At 66.2% G+C, this 16,970-nt stretch carries 16 protein-coding genes; 6 read left to right on the plus strand and 10 right to left on the minus strand.

Translation table 11 applies throughout. The features are described from left to right. The first annotated feature begins 92 nt into the window (after positions 1-92). The 3 genes from LJ737_RS25185 (at position 93) to LJ737_RS25195 (ending at position 2,216) form a co-directional block, all read left to right on the plus strand. Positions 93-887, plus strand: coding sequence for a LytR/AlgR family response regulator transcription factor (locus tag LJ737_RS25185; RefSeq protein ID WP_227769542.1), 795 nt, complete (start codon positions 93-95; stop codon positions 885-887). A gap of 117 nt (positions 888-1,004) precedes the next feature. Further along, positions 1,005-1,625, plus strand: coding sequence for a phosphatase PAP2 family protein (locus LJ737_RS25190; protein ID WP_227769543.1), 621 nt, complete (start codon positions 1,005-1,007; stop codon positions 1,623-1,625). A gap of 57 nt (positions 1,626-1,682) precedes the next feature. Beyond that, complete coding sequence (locus LJ737_RS25195) at positions 1,683-2,216, plus strand: GAF domain-containing protein (RefSeq protein WP_227769544.1); 534 nt, start codon at positions 1,683-1,685, stop codon at positions 2,214-2,216. Between the two features lie 27 nt (positions 2,217-2,243). On the opposite strand, the gene LJ737_RS25200 is transcribed toward LJ737_RS25195, so the two are convergent. Further along, positions 2,244-2,876, minus strand: a complete 633-nt coding sequence (locus LJ737_RS25200) for a chloramphenicol acetyltransferase (RefSeq protein WP_227769545.1) — start codon at positions 2,874-2,876, stop codon at positions 2,244-2,246. Positions 2,877-3,051: 175 nt separating this feature from the next. Here LJ737_RS25200 and LJ737_RS25205 point away from each other — a divergent pair, with 175 nt between their 5' ends. Continuing rightward, positions 3,052-3,768, plus strand: a complete 717-nt coding sequence (locus LJ737_RS25205) for an HAD family hydrolase (protein WP_227769546.1) — start codon at positions 3,052-3,054, stop codon at positions 3,766-3,768. 54 nt (positions 3,769-3,822) lie between these two features. On the opposite strand, the gene LJ737_RS25210 is transcribed toward LJ737_RS25205, so the two are convergent. The 4 genes from LJ737_RS25210 to LJ737_RS25225 all read right to left on the minus strand — a co-directional run bounded on the left by LJ737_RS25210 (position 3,823) and on the right by LJ737_RS25225 (position 7,232). After that, a complete protein-coding gene (locus LJ737_RS25210; RefSeq protein WP_227769547.1) occupies positions 3,823-4,599 on the minus strand; it encodes a LytR/AlgR family response regulator transcription factor in 777 nt (258 codons plus the stop codon). An 87-nt stretch (positions 4,600-4,686) separates the two neighbouring features. Further along, on the minus strand, positions 4,687-5,715 hold the full coding sequence (locus tag LJ737_RS25215) for a sensor histidine kinase (protein ID WP_227769548.1): 1,029 nt from the start codon (positions 5,713-5,715) through the stop codon (positions 4,687-4,689). A gap of 173 nt (positions 5,716-5,888) precedes the next feature. Next, on the minus strand, positions 5,889-6,734 hold the full coding sequence (locus LJ737_RS25220; protein ID WP_227769549.1) for a hypothetical protein: 846 nt from the start codon (positions 6,732-6,734) through the stop codon (positions 5,889-5,891). Positions 6,735-6,779: 45 nt separating this feature from the next. Further along, the gene (locus LJ737_RS25225; RefSeq protein ID WP_227769550.1) at positions 6,780-7,232 is read right to left on the minus strand and encodes an ABA4-like family protein; all 453 of its coding nucleotides are present in this window, start codon (positions 7,230-7,232) and stop codon (positions 6,780-6,782) included. Between the two features lie 181 nt (positions 7,233-7,413). Here LJ737_RS25225 and LJ737_RS25230 point away from each other — a divergent pair, with 181 nt between their 5' ends. Next, the gene (locus tag LJ737_RS25230; RefSeq protein ID WP_227769551.1) at positions 7,414-8,109 is read left to right on the plus strand and encodes a hypothetical protein; all 696 of its coding nucleotides are present in this window, start codon (positions 7,414-7,416) and stop codon (positions 8,107-8,109) included. An 88-nt stretch (positions 8,110-8,197) separates the two neighbouring features. Here the strand turns inward: LJ737_RS25230 and LJ737_RS25235 are convergent, their stop codons facing one another. The 4 genes from LJ737_RS25235 to LJ737_RS25250 form a co-directional block, all read right to left on the minus strand. Next, positions 8,198-8,605 (minus strand): hypothetical protein, encoded by a 408-nt coding sequence (locus tag LJ737_RS25235; protein WP_227769552.1) that lies wholly within the window; start codon positions 8,603-8,605, stop codon positions 8,198-8,200. Positions 8,606-8,771: 166 nt separating this feature from the next. Next, positions 8,772-10,952 (minus strand): dipeptidyl-peptidase 3 family protein, encoded by a 2,181-nt coding sequence (locus tag LJ737_RS25240; RefSeq protein ID WP_227769553.1) that lies wholly within the window; start codon positions 10,950-10,952, stop codon positions 8,772-8,774. Between the two features lie 190 nt (positions 10,953-11,142). Then, entirely contained in the window at positions 11,143-12,255 is a 1,113-nt protein-coding gene (locus LJ737_RS25245) for an AMP-binding protein (RefSeq protein ID WP_227769554.1), read from the minus strand. Positions 12,256-12,674: 419 nt separating this feature from the next. Continuing rightward, on the minus strand, positions 12,675-13,130 hold the full coding sequence (locus LJ737_RS25250) for a hypothetical protein (protein WP_227769555.1): 456 nt from the start codon (positions 13,128-13,130) through the stop codon (positions 12,675-12,677). A gap of 364 nt (positions 13,131-13,494) precedes the next feature. Here LJ737_RS25250 and LJ737_RS25255 point away from each other — a divergent pair, with 364 nt between their 5' ends. Then, positions 13,495-14,091 carry a hypothetical protein gene (locus tag LJ737_RS25255; RefSeq protein ID WP_227769556.1) on the plus strand — a complete coding sequence of 199 codons (597 nt, stop codon included), beginning with the start codon at positions 13,495-13,497 and terminating at the stop codon, positions 14,089-14,091. 548 nt (positions 14,092-14,639) lie between these two features. Here LJ737_RS25255 and LJ737_RS25260 read toward each other — a convergent pair. Next, positions 14,640-16,871 (minus strand): N-acetylmuramoyl-L-alanine amidase, encoded by a 2,232-nt coding sequence (locus LJ737_RS25260; RefSeq protein ID WP_227769557.1) that lies wholly within the window; start codon positions 16,869-16,871, stop codon positions 14,640-14,642. Positions 16,872-16,970 lie beyond the last annotated feature (99 nt).

Raw genomic sequence — 16,970 nt, forward strand, 5'->3', positions numbered from 1 at the left:
TCACCACTTCACCACTTCACCACTTCACCACTTCACCACTTCACCACTTCACCACTTCACCACTTCACCACTTCACCACTTCACCTTTGCCCATGACCGCCTTTGTCGTTGAAGACGAGCCGCTGGCTGCCCGCCGCCTGACCGAGCTGCTGCGCCGGCAGGAGCCGCCCGTGCAGGTACTGGCCACCGCCGATTCGGTGGAAGCCGCCGTGGCCCTGCTGCAATCGGCCCCGCAGTCGCCCGACGTGCTCTTCCTCGACATTCACTTGGCCGACGGGCTGAGCTTCGAGCTCTTCGATAAAGTGCAGGTGCGCTGCCCGGTCATTTTCACCACGGCCTACGACCAGTACGCCCTGCGTGCCTTCAAGGTCAACAGCATCGATTACCTGCTCAAGCCCATCGACGAGGACGAGCTGGCCCGCGCCCTGCACAAGCTGCGGGCCATGCGCGCCGCTGCGCCCGCCGCCCCGGCGGCACCCGTGCCGGCCTTCGACGCGGCCGCGCTGGCCCAGATGCTGCAGCAGCTGCAGCCCCAGCAACACCAGTACAAAAAGCAGTTTGTGGTGAAGGTGGGGGAGCACCTGAAAGTGGTGCCGGTGGAACAAGTGAGCTACTTTTTCAGCCTCGAAAAAGCCACCTTCGTGCAGACGCGCGAAAACCGCCGCTTCGTGCTTGATCAGACCCTGGAGCAGCTGGAGAAGCTGCTCGACCCGCAGCAGTTCTTTCGCCTCAACCGCGCCTACCTCGTGCACCACGAGGCCATCCAGGACATCATCCATTACACCAACTCCCGCCTGAAAACCGTGCTGCAGCCCACCGCCCCCGAGGGCGACGTGCTCGTAAGTCGGGAGCGGGTTAATGCCTTTCGCCAGTGGCTGGACCGCTGAACCCGGCCACGGGGGCGGAAGCCGACGGGCAAAGCTTGCCGCCTTGTTGATGCCCGAGCGGCGGGCTCCTGGTGGCCCCGCACAACTCAGGTGATTCCCTGATTCACGTTGCTACCCATGCCCAAACGGCTTACTTCCGCTGCGTACTCGCCCGGTTTGCGCCGGGCGGCCGGCGTGGTGTCGACGCTGGGGCATCCGCTGGGAACGGCGATGCTCTTCGTGGGCTTCGCGGCTTTCCGGCTGCTCGACGGGCCGGCGGCCCTGGCGGCCGTTGTGCTGGTGGCCGGCGGGGTAGTGGGGCCCGTAGCTGCCTGGAATTACCGGCAGGTGCGCCGCGGGCACTACGCCAATTTCGACGTGTCGGTGCGGGAGCAGCGCCGCTCGTTTTACCCCCGCCTGCTCGGCTTGCTGCTGCTGGTCGTCGGGCTGATGTGGGGCCTGGAGGCTGCCCGGCCGCTGCGCGCCGGCCTGCTGGCCGCGCTGGGCCTGCTGACGCTGTGCTACTTGCTCAATTTTCGCCTGAAAGTGTCGCTGCACGCCGCGCTGTCGTTTTTTCTGGCCGGTTGCCTCGGGCTGCTGGCCGGCAGCGGCGCGGGGGCGGTAGCACTGCTGCTGGCCGCACTGGTGGCCGCCTCGCGGCTGGTACTGGGGCGCCACACGGTGCCGGAGCTGCTGGCCGGCACCGGACTGGGCCTGGGCGCGGCCGCCGCGCTGCTTGCCTGGACTATCTGGGCCTGACTTGCCGGCCAACTCCGCCCGGCCAGGCGCGTAGGTGCGGTATCTGTCTCGCTGCTCATGCCCACTCCCGAACTACACGACCTGCAAGTGGCCCTCAGCCCGGCGCGGCCCGCCGCCGAAGCGCTAAACGAGGCCCTGGCGCACATCGGCCACCACCTGCGCGTGGACCGCTGCTTTCTCTACGTGCGCGACCCGGCGCGGGGCCGCGGCCGCATTGCCCTCGCGTGGCGCCTCGACGAAGCCGTGCCCGACCCGCGCCACGACTGGCAGGACGATACCGGCGCGCTGCCCCAGCAGGATCCGCTATTCCGGGCTGCGCTGGCCGGCCAGCCCCCGGTGTACGTCGACGACGTGGAGGCGGCCGGCCCGGAGGTGCTCAACCGCGCCTTCGAGCGCCGCACCTTCGGGCACCGGGCCCTCATCCACGCCCACATCCTGGACGAGCAGGGGCAACTCTGGGGCATTCTGCAGCCCTGCGTGTTTGGCCACCCGCGGCACTGGACGCCGGCCGAACGTGCCTACGTGGAGGCCGCGCTGCCCCTGCTGCGGCCGGTGGTGCAGAACTACATGCAGGGGCAGTCGGTGGAGTAAGCCGCGCCGAGGGCCAAGCGGTGTGACCTAGTCGGCGTCGAGGGCCCGTTGCAGCTCTTCGAAAAACAGGCCCACGTGGTAGCCGTCGGCCAGGCCGTGGTGGGCGTTGACGGCCACGGGCATGAGCAGCTTGTCGCCCTCGCGGCGGGTGCGGCCGACGGATACCTTGGGCACCGAATCGGGGAAGCTAAACGAGCGGGCGTGCGTGAGGCCTGTAAAGCTCAGCCAGGGAATGGCGGAAAAGTGAATGACGTCGGGGCGGGCCGTGACGTCGTTCAGGCGCAGGCCGGGCGTGCGGCGCACGGCTTCCATTTCGGCCGCCAGGCCCGGGCCAAAATCAGCCAGAGTGGGCGCGAAGGGCACGAAGCTGAAGCCGAAAGTATTGTCGGGGCGGGTGAGCGTGGCCGAGGCGTGGATGACGTCGTAGCACCACACCTGCCCGTCCTCGATGCGGTAGCGCAGGGCCTCCACGGCGTTGACGGCCCGCAGCACGGCGTGCAGGTACAGCTGAAAAAACGATACGCCCAGGTCTTTGGCGCGGGCGTAGGCGCGGGCCGCGTCCACGTCGGCCACCACCCCGAAAAAAGGCTCCTCGAAGGCCGAGAAAAAGGCAAAATGCTCCCGGCGGTTCCAGGTTGATAGGTCAAGTAGCTGCTTCATAGCCGGGCAAAGGTAGGGGCCGCGGCCGGCAACGGCTGCCGCAGCGGGTAGCGGACGACACAAGGCGCCCGCACCGGCTCACCCGGCCGTCAGCGCAAGGCAGTGAAGCGCTGCTGCCTTCCCAACCGGCTGGCTGCGGAAGCTACCTTTGCGGCTTCACCTCTGCCTGCCAATTATGCCCGCTCCCCAGCTCATTGCCTTCGACGCCGACGATACGCTGTGGCCCAATCAGCCGCACTACGACCAGGCCGAGGCCCAGCTCTACGACCTGCTCACCCACTACGCCGACGCCGACACGCTCAGCCGGCGCTTCAATGAGGTACAGCGCCGCGACCTGCCGCTGCTCGGTTACGGGGCCAAGTCGTTTATCATCTGCATGGTCGAAACCATCATCAGCCTGACCGACGGCCGGGTGACGGGCCAGGAAATCCAGCACATCCTCGACCACGGCAAGCGCCTGCTCGACTTTCCCATCGAGCCTCTGCCCGACGTGCGCGCGGTGCTCGACGTGCTGCAGGAGCAGGGCCACCGGCTGATGCTGCTCACCAAGGGCGACCTGTTCGACCAGGAAAGCAAGCTGGCCCGCTCCGGCCTGGGGCCCTACTTCGCCCACGTCGAAATCGTGAGCGAGAAAAACGAAGCCACCTACCAACGCCTGCTGCAGCGCTACCACCTGCAGCCCGCCGATTTTCTGATGATCGGCAACTCGCTCAAGTCCGACGTGCTGCCGGTGGCCCGCCTCGGCGCCCGGGCCGTGCACGTGCCCTACCATACCACCTGGGTCATGGAAGAAGTGCCCGCCGAGCAGCTCCGGGGCGTCGACTTTCACCGGGTCGAGGCGCTGGCCGAGGTGGTGCCCTACATTCAGGCGCTGACCGAAGCCGAGGAGTAACGGGTGCGCCCCGCGGCCTGGGCCCCACTACCGGCCCGCCCGGGTATCACGAAATTAGCCTTCCAGCCAGCTTTTCACCGCCGCCGCCTTTTCGCGGCTGACGATGACCTCGTCGGCGGGGGCGGGCTGCAAATCCAGCTTCAGCTTGCCGTTGAACCACGGGTGCAGGCGCTGCACGGCCGGCAGCTGGGCAATGAACTGGCGGTTGAGCCGGAAAAACTGCCCCGGGTCGAGCAGCTGCTCCAGTTGCTCCAGCGTGTAGTCGACGAGGTAGCGCTGCCCAGCCTGCGTGACCAGCGTCACGGTTTCGTTGCGGCTCTGAAACCAGGCAATGTCCTGGGCCTGCACCGGCAGCAGCTGCTCGCCCTGGCGCACCAAAAAACGCGTTTTGGGGGCCGGCGGTGCGCCGCCGGCCGGCTTCTGCTGCAGCAAGTCTTGCAGGCGCTCGGCCACGGCCGAGGCGGCCAGCGCCGGGCTGTGCCACTGCCGGAATTTCTGAAGGGCCGTCTGCAGCTCCGCCAGCTTGACGGGCTTGAGCAGGTAGTCCACGCTGTGCGTCTTGAAGGCTTGCAGGGCGTACTGGTCGTAGGCGGTGGTGAAGACGACGGGCGTGGTCACTACCAACTGATCAAACACGTCGAGGCTGATGCCGTCGGCCAGGTGAATGTCGGCCAGGATGAGGTCGGGGGCGGGGTGGGTGCGCAGCCAGTCCACGGCCCCGGCCACCGTGTCGTGGTGGGCCACCACGCGGGCCTCGGGCGCAGCCTGGGCCAGCAGGCGCTGCAGGCGCTCGGCGGCCGGGTATTCGTCTTCGAGCAGCAGAACGGTCATGGCAAGTGGTGAAGTGACGAAAGGTAAAGTTGTGAAGGGGGAAGCGCGCAGCGGCAGGGCAAAAGTCTGCGGCCGGCATTCACAACTTCACCACTGCACAATTTCCCCCTTGAGCAGCGGCAGGCGCACGGTGAAAGTAGCTTCTTCGGCCAGGATCTGCACCGCGCTTGCGGGCAGCAGCAGGGCGTACCGCTCGCGGATGTTGCGCAGGCCGGTGCCGGTGCTGGGCGCGGCCAGGCTGCTGGTGCGGGCCCGGCGCGGGTTGCTGACCGTCAGCCACCCGGGCTCGGCCGTCACCCGCACGTGCAGGGGGTGGCGGCGCGAGGCTTCGTTGTGCTTCAGGGCATTTTCGATGAGCAGCTGCACGCTCAGCGGGGCCACGTGCGCGTCGAGCAGGGCCTCGGGAACTTGCACATCCACGTGCAGGCTGGCGCGCAGCCGGGCTTTCTGCAAGGCCACGTAGGCGTCCACGAAGGCCAGCTCCTCGCCGAGTGGCACCGTGCGCCGCTCCCGGCTCAGCAGCACGTAGCGGTACACGTCGGCGAGCTGCTCCACAAACTGCTGGGCGGGCGCGTTGTCGGGCTCCACCAAGGCCGCCAGGGTATTCAGGGAGTTGAAAAGGAAGTGCGGGTCGAGCTGCTGCTGCAGGGCCTCGAGCTGGGCGCGCTGGCTGGCGCTCTGCAGCTGCTCGGCGCGGCGCACGTTTGCGGCCCACTGCTGAAAGAAGTGCCGGCTCTCGTAGCCCAGCATCACGATGGTGGTCGGAATCAGGTCGAAGCCGACTTGGCCGAGCAGCGCGCGGGGCGTCAGCGGGAAGTACGGCGGCAGCACCTGGTGCAGCAGCACGACGAGGCCCACCGTGGCCGCGCCGGTGTACAGCAGGCCGAGAGCCAGCAGCAGCCACAGGCGCCGGGCGGTTTGCTCCACCCGCGGAAACCGCTCCACCAGCAGGGCCCAAATCGTGCGCGTGCCCTGCCAGAGTACCACCGTAAACAGCAGGGAAATGCCCCAGCTCACGGCAAACTGCGGCCAGGAATACCAGTGGTCGGCGCCCAGGGCGGCGATGAGCAAACTCAGCACTGGCATGCCGATGAGGCGGATGCGCAAATCGTTCATAACGTAAAGATGAGGCGGCCCGCCCACGTGCGGTAGTGCCCGGGCGCGGCATTAGCGCCGGGGTACATTATCGTTGTACTTAAAATGCGTTGCCGAAAAGGTCCGCTCGCGGTGCCCGGATAATCAGGCAATCTGCCGTCCGCGGATCAAACCCACAACCGACAACGCCCGCCTTAGAACAGCGGCAGGCCCTGCATGGCGTGCCAGAACAGCCAGCCTACGGCCCCGGCGTAGAGCCCGGCCACCGCGGCCAGGGCCAGCGTTTGGGCACCGCGGCCGGCTACTCGGCGGCCCAGCAGCCAGCCGGCCAGCGGCAGGGCTTGCAGGGCGTGCAGGCCGAGGAAGTGGGCGGCGCGCAGGTCGCCGTGGCGGGTGCTCCAGCCCAGCACGGGCAGGCCCGCGCCGCCGTCGGCCGCGCCCACGGTGTGGGCCAGGCGCTGGGCCATCACACCGCCCACCACGCTGCCCAGCAAGAACACGAGCAGCCCCAGGCGGATGCCCCACACCCAGGCCGCCGAGCCGAAGGGCCGGTGCCGAAACACCAGCCCCAGCGCCCAGACGATGGCCGCGGTGTTGAGCAGGATGAAGACGCCCATGAGCTGAAACACCGCGCCGTCGAAGGCCGAGCCCAAATTGAAGTGCGAGGTGGTGCCGCGGGCCGCCTGCCCCACGATGCACCCCATTTCCACCACCATGCTCAGCGCCACCAGCCGCCCGATGCGCCGGGCGCTGCGTTGCCCGGCGGCGGGCACGTCGGCCAGCAGCCAGGCCATGGTCCAGAGGTAAAGCAGGCCGGAGAGGCTGAACTTGGCCGGCTTGATCCACACGTTTAGGCCGGTGACGGTGCGCTCATCCAAGGGCCAGAGCAGCAGGCAGCCCAGCAGCAGGGCCACGTGCAGCCAGCCGGCCCAGGCCAGCGCGGGCTGGCAGCCGTGCAGCACGCGCAACCACGCGGCCGGCCGGGTCGGGGTGCGTTCTTCGGCAGACAAGGAAAAAGCGGGAGCCAAGGCAGTTTTCATCGGGCAGCAAGAGGGTTAGAGTGTAGCGAGAACAGGGCCAGGTATTCAGGGGGTGGGGGCGGCTTGCGGGGCCGGGCGCAGCTGGCGCAAGCCGGCGTAGAGCAGCAAGCCCACCGGCCCGACCAGGAAGGTGAAAAGCAGCGCCGGCAGCACCAGCAGCTGCGGCAGCCCGCGCCGCTCGGCGTCGCGCACTTCCCAGAGGCCCACGCACAAATCGAAGCAGAGGTAATGCACCCAACCGGCCGTCAGCGCCCAGGGGTTGGCAAACAAGGCGCGCACCTCGGCCAAGGAGCCGAAACCGCCCTCGGCGGCGTGCGGGCCGAGGTAGTGGCTGAGGATGAGGGCGGCGTAAGTGGCCGCCAGCAGCAGCGGCCAGGCGCCGCTGCGCACCACGCGGCGCGTGACTACCCAGCGCGGCGCCGCGGCCAGCAGCAGCCAGGCGGGCAGCACGGCCGCGTTGGCCAGGGAAAAGACGAGGTCGGGGGAGAGAGCGGGCATGGCGACGGTGGCGAACGGGTGATGCCCAAAACTACGCGCGCCGCGAGCCCGGCCGATGCCCAAGCGGGGTGAAGTGCCCCGGCCGTGGGGTGAAGCGTCGGCGGGGGCGGGGCAAACCGGTCGGGCCCGCGGCCGCGCCGCGGGGTACAACTTCCCGCCGTGCAGCGCGTAGCTTTGCCTCGTGAAAACGCTGCTGCCACTTGCGTTGCTGCTCGCTGCCCGCCTGACGCTGGCGGGCGGCGCGGCGTCGGCCCCCGTCGACACCAGCCGGGTGCGCCAGCCCCACCGCCGCGTGGTGTTTCAGTTCGACCAGCGCTACTCCCTGCTGCAGCGCGAACTGGTGGGCATCAATGGCCTGAAGCTCGGTGTGGAGTGGCGCGGCCGCCTGCGCACCGGCGTGGGGCTGTACTTCCTGAGCAGCGCCATCAATACGCGCGCCGACGCGCCCAGCTTCGTGCCGCCCGGCAGCACCGATAAAATCCGCTTCCGCTACGGCGTGCTCTACGGCGAATACGTGCTGGTGGGCACCCCGCGCTGGGAGCTGAGCACGCCCGTGCAGGCCGGGCTGGGCTACTACTACGTGCGCTACCAATACCCCAACGGCACCGTCTACCACGCCCCGCGCAACTTTATCTGGCTGATTGAGCCCACCATCGGCGGGCATATGCGGGTGTTTCGCTGGGTGGGCGTGGGTGCGGGCGTGGGCTACCGCCAAGCCTTGCTTACGCAGGACAAGCTCGAAGACGACATCAGCGGCGTCATCTTTTACGGCCGCGTCAAGCTCTTCCTCGGCGACCTGTACAAAGTGGTGCGGGGCCGGGAGCGGCTGTTCTCGCAGCGCGGTCTGCACCGCCGCGACTACCAGCCGCAGCCCTAACCACGGCGCGGCCCCGCGCCGGATATACCAACGCCCGCCGCAGCTCCCGGGAGCTGCGGCGGGCGTTGGGTAATTGAGCGGGCCGGCGTTACTTCGTCACGTTCACCCCGGTAGAGGTCCGCGGACGGCGCAGCAGGTAGTAGCGGTTGCCGCTGGAGCCCGTGCGGGTGATGCTGACGAGGCCACCGGTAGCCGTGCCTTGCACGACTTGCAGCACTTCCCAGCCCAACGAGCCCATGTAGTTTAGGGCGCTGATGGGCGTGGCAAACACCTGCAACTTGCCCACTTCCAGCTTCGACAGTTCCGGGCCGCCCATCTTCTCGGAGCCGTAGCCGAAGTCCGCGTACACGTCTTCGCCCACCACGCGCACCTCGCAGTACTCGTAGCGCACCGCGTCGGGGGCGGGCGTGGCCAGGTTGCGGGTTTGGGCGTGGGCGGCGGTGGTACTCAGGCCCAGGGCCAGCAGCAGCGAGAAGGCGGAGACGAAGTGTTTCATAACGGCTAGGAGAGGAGGCAGAACACGAAGAAAGCAAAAAGACCGACAGCCACGGTGCGCGCTGCCGGCCTTTCTACCGGAAAAAGTGCAAACAGGGTTGTGGGCTGTTAGTTGCGAATTGGTGGTTCGTTCTGCAAACCGACCACCCGCCGCTGCCAAGCCAGCACTAATTCACGTGCGGCAGGAAGGAGTACTTGCGGCCGTAGTCGAGCATCTGCTGGGCGAAGTCCGAGGGGTATTCCAGCTTGACGTCCACGATTTTACCCTCCCGCTCCACCGGCACCAGGCGCGGCTGAATAAAGCCGGCGTAGGGCGCGATGTTGAGCTTCTGGTAGCGGGCCAGCACCTCCTTGTGCAGCGCCGGGTCCACCTTCACGCCGTAGTTCTCAATGAGGTTTTTGGCCCCGTTGTAGTCGCCCTCGCTGGTGATGCGCTGCGTCTCGCGCAAGAGCTGCCCGAACAGCCCGCGCAGCTTGGTGTAGTCGTTGATGCGGAAGTACACCTTGCCGTCCTTGGTCACTTTCTCGATGACCTTGTCCTTCTGGCCCTTTTCGTACACCCACTTGGCCACCATCTGGCGGTTGCGCATGTGGGCTTCTTCCACGGTTTCGCCCAGGGGCAGGCGCACCAGCTGGGTCATCAGGCCGTTGCGGATGTAGCTGTCGTATTCCGCCTTGCCCACTTCCAGGCTCGGCACCACTTTCAGCTCCACCAGCTTGGGGTCCATCAGGTAGTACAGCGCCACGAGGTCGGCGCGGCCTTCCTCGATGGCCGAGGCGTAGTTCTTCAGCGTCTCCTTGGTGGTGCCCACGCCCGGGTTGATCTGCCCCGAGGCGTGCCCAATAACCTCGTGCATGTCGGTGTGCAGCTTGCCGGCCAGCGAGCCGTACTGCCGGGCGCGCTGCCGCTCGGCGTCGGTGAGGGCAAACTCGTCGAGCATGCCGCCGGCCGAAGCTTGGTCATACGCCTCCACGATGTTGCCCAGGTTCACCGACTTCGAGCCGTGCTCCTTGCGAATCCAGGTGGCGTTGGGCAGGTTGATGCCGATGGGCGTGGCCGGGGCCGCGTCGCCCGACTCCACCACCGTGGTAATGACCTTGGCGGTGATGCCCACCACGTTCTTCTTCTTGTGCTCGGGCTTGATGGGGGAGTGGTCCTCAAACCACTGCGCCTGGTCGCCGATGGCCTTGATGCGCTTGGTGGCCTCCAGGTCCTTGAACGACACCACCGCCTCGTAGGTAGCGCGGTAGCCCAGCGGGTCGCCGTACACTTCGATGAAGCCGTTGACCACGTCGGTGCGCGACTTGGTGTCGTGCACCCAGGCAATGTTGTACTCGTCCCACACCTTCAGGTCGCCGGTGGTGTAGTACTGCACCAGCTTCTGCAGGGCCTTTTTCTGCTCGGGATTTTCGGCCACGTCGGCGGCCTTGCCCAGCCAGTACACAATCTGCGTGATGGCCTCGCCGTACAAGCCGCCCACTTTCCAGGGCTGCTCCACCACGGCGCCGTTCTTGTCCTTCACCAGGCGCGAGTTCAGCCCGTAGGAAATGGGGCGCGGGTCCTTCTTGTCGATTTTGCGGGCGTAGTAGGCCTCCACTTCCTTCTGGGTCAGGCCCTGGTAGAAGTTGGTGGCCGAGGTCTGCACCAGGTCCGCGTCTTTCTCCTGGTTCACGCGCTTGGCGTCCAGCGTGGGGTCGAAGATGATGGGCGTGAGGGTGGCCAGGAACTCGTCCACCGTCTCGCCATTAACCAGGGGCAGGGCTTTCGGGTCGGCGGCCTTCACCAGCTCGGCGAAATACTCGCGCGAGCAGTCGGGCACAAACTTGCGGGTGCTGTAGTGGTGGTGCACGCCGTTGGAGAACCACACGCGCTTGGCGTACACGTTGAACTTCTGGGCCTGCTCCACCTGCTGGGTGTTGCTGGTGGCGGCCATGCGCTGCTGGTTCAGCGGCCAGAGGGCCTCCAGGGTGCGGCGCACGCGCAGGTTGTGGCGGTAGTTCTGGTCGTAGGTGATGTCGCGGCCGGCCAGGGCAGCTTCGTAGAGGTAATACAGCAGCTCCTTCTGCCGGGGCTCCAGCGTTTCGAAGCCGGGCACTTGGTAGCGCAGCACGCGCAGGTCGGCAAACTGCTCGCTCACCGTCTGAAACGGCTGGTCCTTGGCGGTTTCGGGCGTAGCGGCGGGCGCGGCGGCAGTGCTGGCGTCGAGCTTGGCCTCCGGGGCGGCGCTGGCAACGGGCCCCGCAACGGCAATCGGGGTGGAAGGGGTAGTGGAGGCGGTGGCGCCGGCGCAGCCGGCCAGGCCCAGGCTCAGCAGCCAGGCGGCGGGCCGCAAACGGGTATGTTTCATTCAGTAAAAGGCGGGGGTGGATTATCGGTTGCAAAGCAACGCATTCGCGTCCGATTCCCAATCGGCCCCGGCCGGAGTCGCTCGGCAGATGGCAGGGCCGGCGGAGAATTCAAGGCCAGTCTGCCGAATCTCCCCGGTGGCGTCAGGCGCGCCGACCTCAAAAACGTATTCAGCGCCAAGAACGGGGGCGCTATTCCAGCCCGGCCAAGGTAGCGCGGCGGTCCAGCTTGCCATTGGCCGTCTGGGCAAACTGCGGCGTGTAGTACACGGCGCGGGGCACTTCGTAGCGACCCAGCCGGTCGCGCAGCAGCGCCAGCACCGCTTGCCAGGCAGCGTCGGCCAGCGGTTCGCCTTCCACCACGGCCGTTACCTGCTCGCCCAGCCGCTCGTCGGGGCGGCCGGTGACCAGGGCGCGGCGGCCGAGGTGGCCCAGCTCGGCCAGGGCCACTTCCAGTACCTGTTCCACCTTTTCGGCCGGCACCTTCACTCCGCCCGAGTTGATGACGAAATCGGCCCGGCCCAGCCACTCAAATCGGTGGTGGTCGTGCTTGTCGAAGCGCACCAAGTCGTTGGTTTGCACCAGTTCTTGGTTGGTCACGTCGCCGCGGATGGCCAGGCAGCCCCGCTCATCCTGCTCCACGTGCAGGCCAGGCAGCACGCGGTAGTAGGCGGAGGCCTCGGGGCCGTTGAGGCGGCGCAGGGCAATGTGGGAGCAAGTTTCCGTCATGCCGTAGGTGTGGTAGAGCGGCACCTGCAGCGGCGCGGCCAGCTGCAGCAGCCCCGCATCCACGGCCGCCCCGCCGATGAGAATAGCTTTCATGGCCTCCAGCCGCGGGGCGTGGCCGGCCGCCAGCACGGCCCGCAGCTGCAAGGGCACGAAGGAGCCGAAATCAAACCCCGCCTCGGCCGGGAGCAGGGCAAACGGGTCGCTCACCGGCTCGGTAATGGTGAGGTGCAGGCCGTACTCGAAGGCGCGTACCAGCATCATCATGCCGCCGATGTATTCGCAGTTTAGGCACACCAGCATGCGCTGGCCCATGCCCAGGCCTAAGTGGTTCATGGTGCGCTGGGCGCTGGCCACCAGCTGGCTGCGGCGTAGCGTGATGGGCTGGGCCGGGCCCGTCGAGCCCGACGTCGTCAGCACAAACTCCTGCACGCCGTTGAGCCACTGCCGGCAGAAGTCGAGCACGCGGGCTTCGTAGCCGTTGAGGTCGTGGCCGGCGTGGCCGGGGTATTGTTGAAGGTCGGCGTAGGGGTAGCGGCGGCCGTTGAGCAGCAGCGCGTCGGGGGCAGTGGTGGGCATGGCGAAAGATGGCCGGAAAACAGGGCGTATGCTGATACCGGCCGCGGCAAAGAAAAGATGCGGCCGGCAATGCGTCCGGGCCAATTTCGTGGCCGACCAACAATGCAATGCCGACGGTATCCGCTTAAGTATGGGGTGAGTGAGTACCTGCTTACTTGATTTTAACGTATCTTATAGCAGCTGTACTACTCCTTCCTTACTGCCATGAACTCAACCGCCCGCCCCACAAGCCCCTCGGTTTCGACCTCGCAGCCGGTACCCGTCACCGCTTCCACATCGGCCCAGGCGGCCCCTGCTCCGGCCCCGGCCGCCGCTGCAGCCAGCCGGCCACAGCCCACCGCCCAGCCCGCCAACGACGACCAAACCACGTGTGATTTTTACGCTTGGTGCGCCGGTTGCGAAGGCTACGGTTCCATTTTTTAGCGCAACCGCCGCCGCTCGGCCGAGAGCAACCACCGCTGGTAGCGGTGCTGAGTCGGCCAGCTGATGGCAGCCAAGCCGGCACTGAGCAGAGCGAAATACAAGAGGTGCATTGGGTCGCCGCTGGCTGCGTAGAGCAGCAGCGGCGGCAGCGCCAGCAGGTCGAGCAGGCTGTTGTGCAGCAGCTGCCGGCTGCGGTATACCCGGCGGTTTTCGCGGATGGGCCGGCGCAGTTCGGGCCGCAGGTAGCGCGACAGTGTATAAAGGCTGCTGCCCACCATCAGAATCAGCAGAAACGCCAGCAGCGCGTACGGCCCCAGTGCGGGTGCTTGGCCACCCGGCCCGGGAATGCGCCGCAAGTTTGGCTGCGCCCACAGCACCAGCCCGGCCATCATCAAGCTTTGCAGCAGGTATTGCGCTAAGTGCAAAAGTTGGGTGAGGCGAATGGGCTTCATGCTAGCAAGGACGGACCGGGCTGCAGGTTACGCAAAAGCCCACTGCCGATGCCTAAGTAAGTACTGCCGGGTGAGGAAGGCAACAACTGCAGAAACTTACCAAAGTTGCTGCTGATAAAGACAAGATTTGATAATGGGCTGGTAATAAAATACAATAAAGCGAATAAGCGAGGTAGAATGATTCAATAATGGGAATTGATGCTCAAAACGGGAATGAATGGATGATGGAATGAAGCGGTTATACTTTAATAATAATATGCAGCTATTAGGCAGACTTTCAGCCTGAAAGCTCAGAAAGGCTTTTGTTTATTGGATTTTTTCCGAGAGCTTTCGCTCAATTCACGCGTGCTTCACTAGTCTGCATATGCGTCTGCTCTGCCTACTGTTTCCTGCCTTGCTGGCACTGCCAGCTGCCGCCCAACATTCCTCAAATACAAAAACCAAAGCCGCTGCAACCAAAGCTGCCGCTCCGGCCAGCCCGGTGGTGACGCCGCCCGCCCCGCTGCCGCCCTCCCCGCAAAAACTGGATGCGCACTACGGCTTCCGGGGCGTGCGCCTCGAAGCCGATAGCAGCAGCCTGCAAGGCCTGAGCTACGAACGACACGACAACGGCCTCACCTACTGCCACCGCGACACCGATAGCCTGAGCTGGAGCGGCGCGGCCGTGGATGCCCCCAAGTACGCGTTCTACCGCGGCAAGCTGCTCTCCTTGTCCTTCGGGACCAAAGGCGCGGCCAACAGCCACGCCGTGTTGGCCCGGCTCCAGGCCCTGTACGGCCCCGGCGAGCAAAAAGGCAACGGCCAACTGCGCTACACCTGGCGCGGCGAAAAGGCCCTGCTGCGCTATGAAGAAAGCTCGACCAGCAACAACGCCGTCATTACCCTGACCTCCCTGCCGTTAACTATCAAGCGGCAGCAGGACGTGAACGGGGTTATTGAGCAGACGGCTGCCAACCGCTAGCCGCTGCGCCACCGCATCTTTCTCGCGCCGCCGCGCCACTGCTAGCTAGTGGCGCGGCGGCGCGGTTTGCGTTTGGGCAGGTCCATGCGCCCCTCGCTACCCCAAAGCGAATTGCGAGGTGACGATTGGCTGTCCAAAAGAGGGTAGGCCCGTGTGGTCGGCGGCGCCGAGGTAGCGCGAGGCGGACGACGGAACGGCCAGGATGGGCCGGCGCCGCTACCGGCGCTGGCCACGGACCACCCGGGACAGTCTCGCGCATAGCTAGCAGCAATTGCTCCGAGTTGGCCGCTTCTTCTGGGGCGGGGGGCCCGGTTGTTCTGGTGAAAGGGCAGTGGCTAGTGGAAGGAGGCCGCGCGTGCGGGCGGATGGTTTGCAAGTAACCCGGTCAGGGACGCACAGTTCATGCCGGTAGCGCCGCGCAGCCGGGTTTGAGTCGCCTAGCAGTGCGCCGGGCGGACGAACCAGGTCCCTTCGGCATCCATGGGCATGACTACGAAAAAGCCCGCCCCACACGGCGTTGGGGCGGGCTTTTCGTAGCTTGGCTGGAGTTACCGCACGAGTAGCTTCATGGACTGCACGTGGCCGCGCAGCTGTACCGTCAGCACGTAAAGGCCGGGGCGTAGGCCGACGGGCACGGCGTAACCCAAGGGCTGCGCCGGGCGGAATTCCGCGTGCGTCGGCTCGCCTACCGGGCGGCCCTGGGTGTCGCGCAGCAGCAGCTCGGCCGGGCCTTCGTAGCCGGCGGCCGACAGCAAGGCTTGCCCGCCGGCTTCCACCGGATTGGTGATTTTGACCACCGGCTGCCCCGGCTGCTCGGCACTAGGCTCGGCCGCGGCCCGCCACGCCACCGACTGCGTGGAGACGCGCAGGGTGTAGGCCGCAGTGCTGGTGTTGTTGTTGTAGCCGTACACCTTCACGTAGTAAGTGGCCGCCGGGGCGCCGTTGTAGGTGATGGTTTCGGCCGTGGTGCCCGGCTGGGTGGAGGAATACAGCAGCGTGCCGGCCGCGTTGTACAGCTCCATGTCGTAGTCGACGGGCACGTTGGTCAGCGTAATTTTTAGGTTGTTGTTGGTCGAGCTGCTCGTGAACCGGTACCAGTCCACGTCGCCGGCCGGGCAGATGTAGGCCGTGTTGTTCACGTTTACCCCGATGGCCGGGGCCGTGCTCAGCGTGCCGTTGCTTTCGTAGCTGTCGGTGGGGCAGCCGGAGGAGCCGCCCGTCGACGACCACGAGGCCGCGAAGCCCGGGCGGGTGGTGGCGCAGTCGCTGCGGAACTCCAGAAACATCTTGCCCGAGGAAGCCGTGAGCGTGCCGGGGTTGGTGGTGCCCGAGAACTTGCCGATCAGCGGCGCCTGGTTGTTCGCGCCGTTGAAGACGAGCAAATGGTCGTAGCCGCTTTCCAGGTCGAAGGCGCTGAAGGTGAGCGAGACGCTGCTGGCGCCGGTGGGCGCAATGAGCTGGCACTGGCGCACGTCGTCGCCGTAGTTGGCGCCGGCGCCGCCCGCGTCGTACACGGTGCCCGAAGCGGCGGTGAGGTTGCTCACCAGCGGGTTGTTGTTGACCAAGGTGTAGAAGTACTCCCAGTTCCAGTTCACGCCCGGGTCGGTGTGCGTCTGGTTGGGGTAGTGCTGGTGGCCTTTGATCTTCACGCAGGCTCCCGTGCTGAAGGTGCCCGTGGTGGCCGCCCCGTAGAAGGTGCGCAGCCCGCTGATGCCGTAGCCGCTGCCCACGATGTCGCGCGCCAAGGCCGCCGAGCTGCTGTACATGGCCGTGGTGTACCAGGAAGCATCGTCCACGTAGCCCTCGTGCTCGGTGCCGATGGTGTAGGGGTTTTCCGAGCCGATGTGCCAGGCTTTGTTGACTTCGGTCACCATCTGCGTCACTTGCCCGTCGCTGCTGCGGATGACGTAGTGCGCCGACACCTGGGCCGAGCAGTTTTTAAACCACGAAATTGTGCCCGCGTACGAGCCCTGCGTGGTGTGGATGGCGTAATGCGTGATGGCCGTGCCGGAGCGGGAGCTGTAGTTGCAGGTCGTCAGGTTGGTCAGGGCCGGGGCGTAGTCGGTGGAGTTGACTACCGAAGCCGGCGAGCTACCGGGGTCGTACTGCTGCCCGCCGCCCTGCACGCCGCGCCCCGATACTTCCGTAGCGCCCGCGCTCAGCACGCGGTAGTTGCTGCCGAAAATAGCCGGCAAATCCAGCTTAGGATCCGCAAAACCGTAGCGCTGCTGGTTTTCCGCCTTGCTCAGAAACGTAAGCACGCTGTAGAGATGCGAGTCGCGGGCAAAGCCGTTCACGGGGTCCTTGCTCAGCGGCAGTTCACTCAGTTCCAGCAGCACCGGCAGGTGCTGGGCCACGTCGGCGGCGGGCAGGCGCAGCTGCTCGAGCAGGCGGGCGTAGGCCGCGGCGTAGGCGCGGATGTTCGTGCCCGGGTCGGTTTTGATCTGTTCTTCGCCGAGGCCCGAAAGCTGGGCCACCAGCTTCAGGTTTTCGCGGAAATAGCCCCGGCCATCCGCAAACAGGCCCATCACGCCCGAGGGCAGCGGCATGCCCATGCAGCTGGGTTGCTCGGCGGCGGTGATGTGGCGGATGTGCGTCTGCGTGTAGGCCACGGCTTCCAGCACGCCCCGCGGCACCGTAGGGTACTGCTGATACGCCGCCGCAAAGTCGGCGGCGTAGGGCACTTCAGCCCGGATAGCCTGCGCAGGCGCTGTGGTTTGGGCGTGCAGGGTGGGGGAAAGGCCGAGCAGGCCCACCCAAAGGAGTAGGGTTTTGGTCATCGGTAAACGGTGGTTTGGTTGTGGGGGAATTGTAAGGGTAAAATACTGATAGGGCGGAATAATCCATGGGAAAACGAGTCCTATTTTGGGAGGATGGCA

It is taken from the genome of Hymenobacter sp. 15J16-1T3B (assembly GCF_020711235.1).
Taxonomy (GTDB): Bacteria; Bacteroidota; Bacteroidia; order Cytophagales; family Hymenobacteraceae; genus Solirubrum.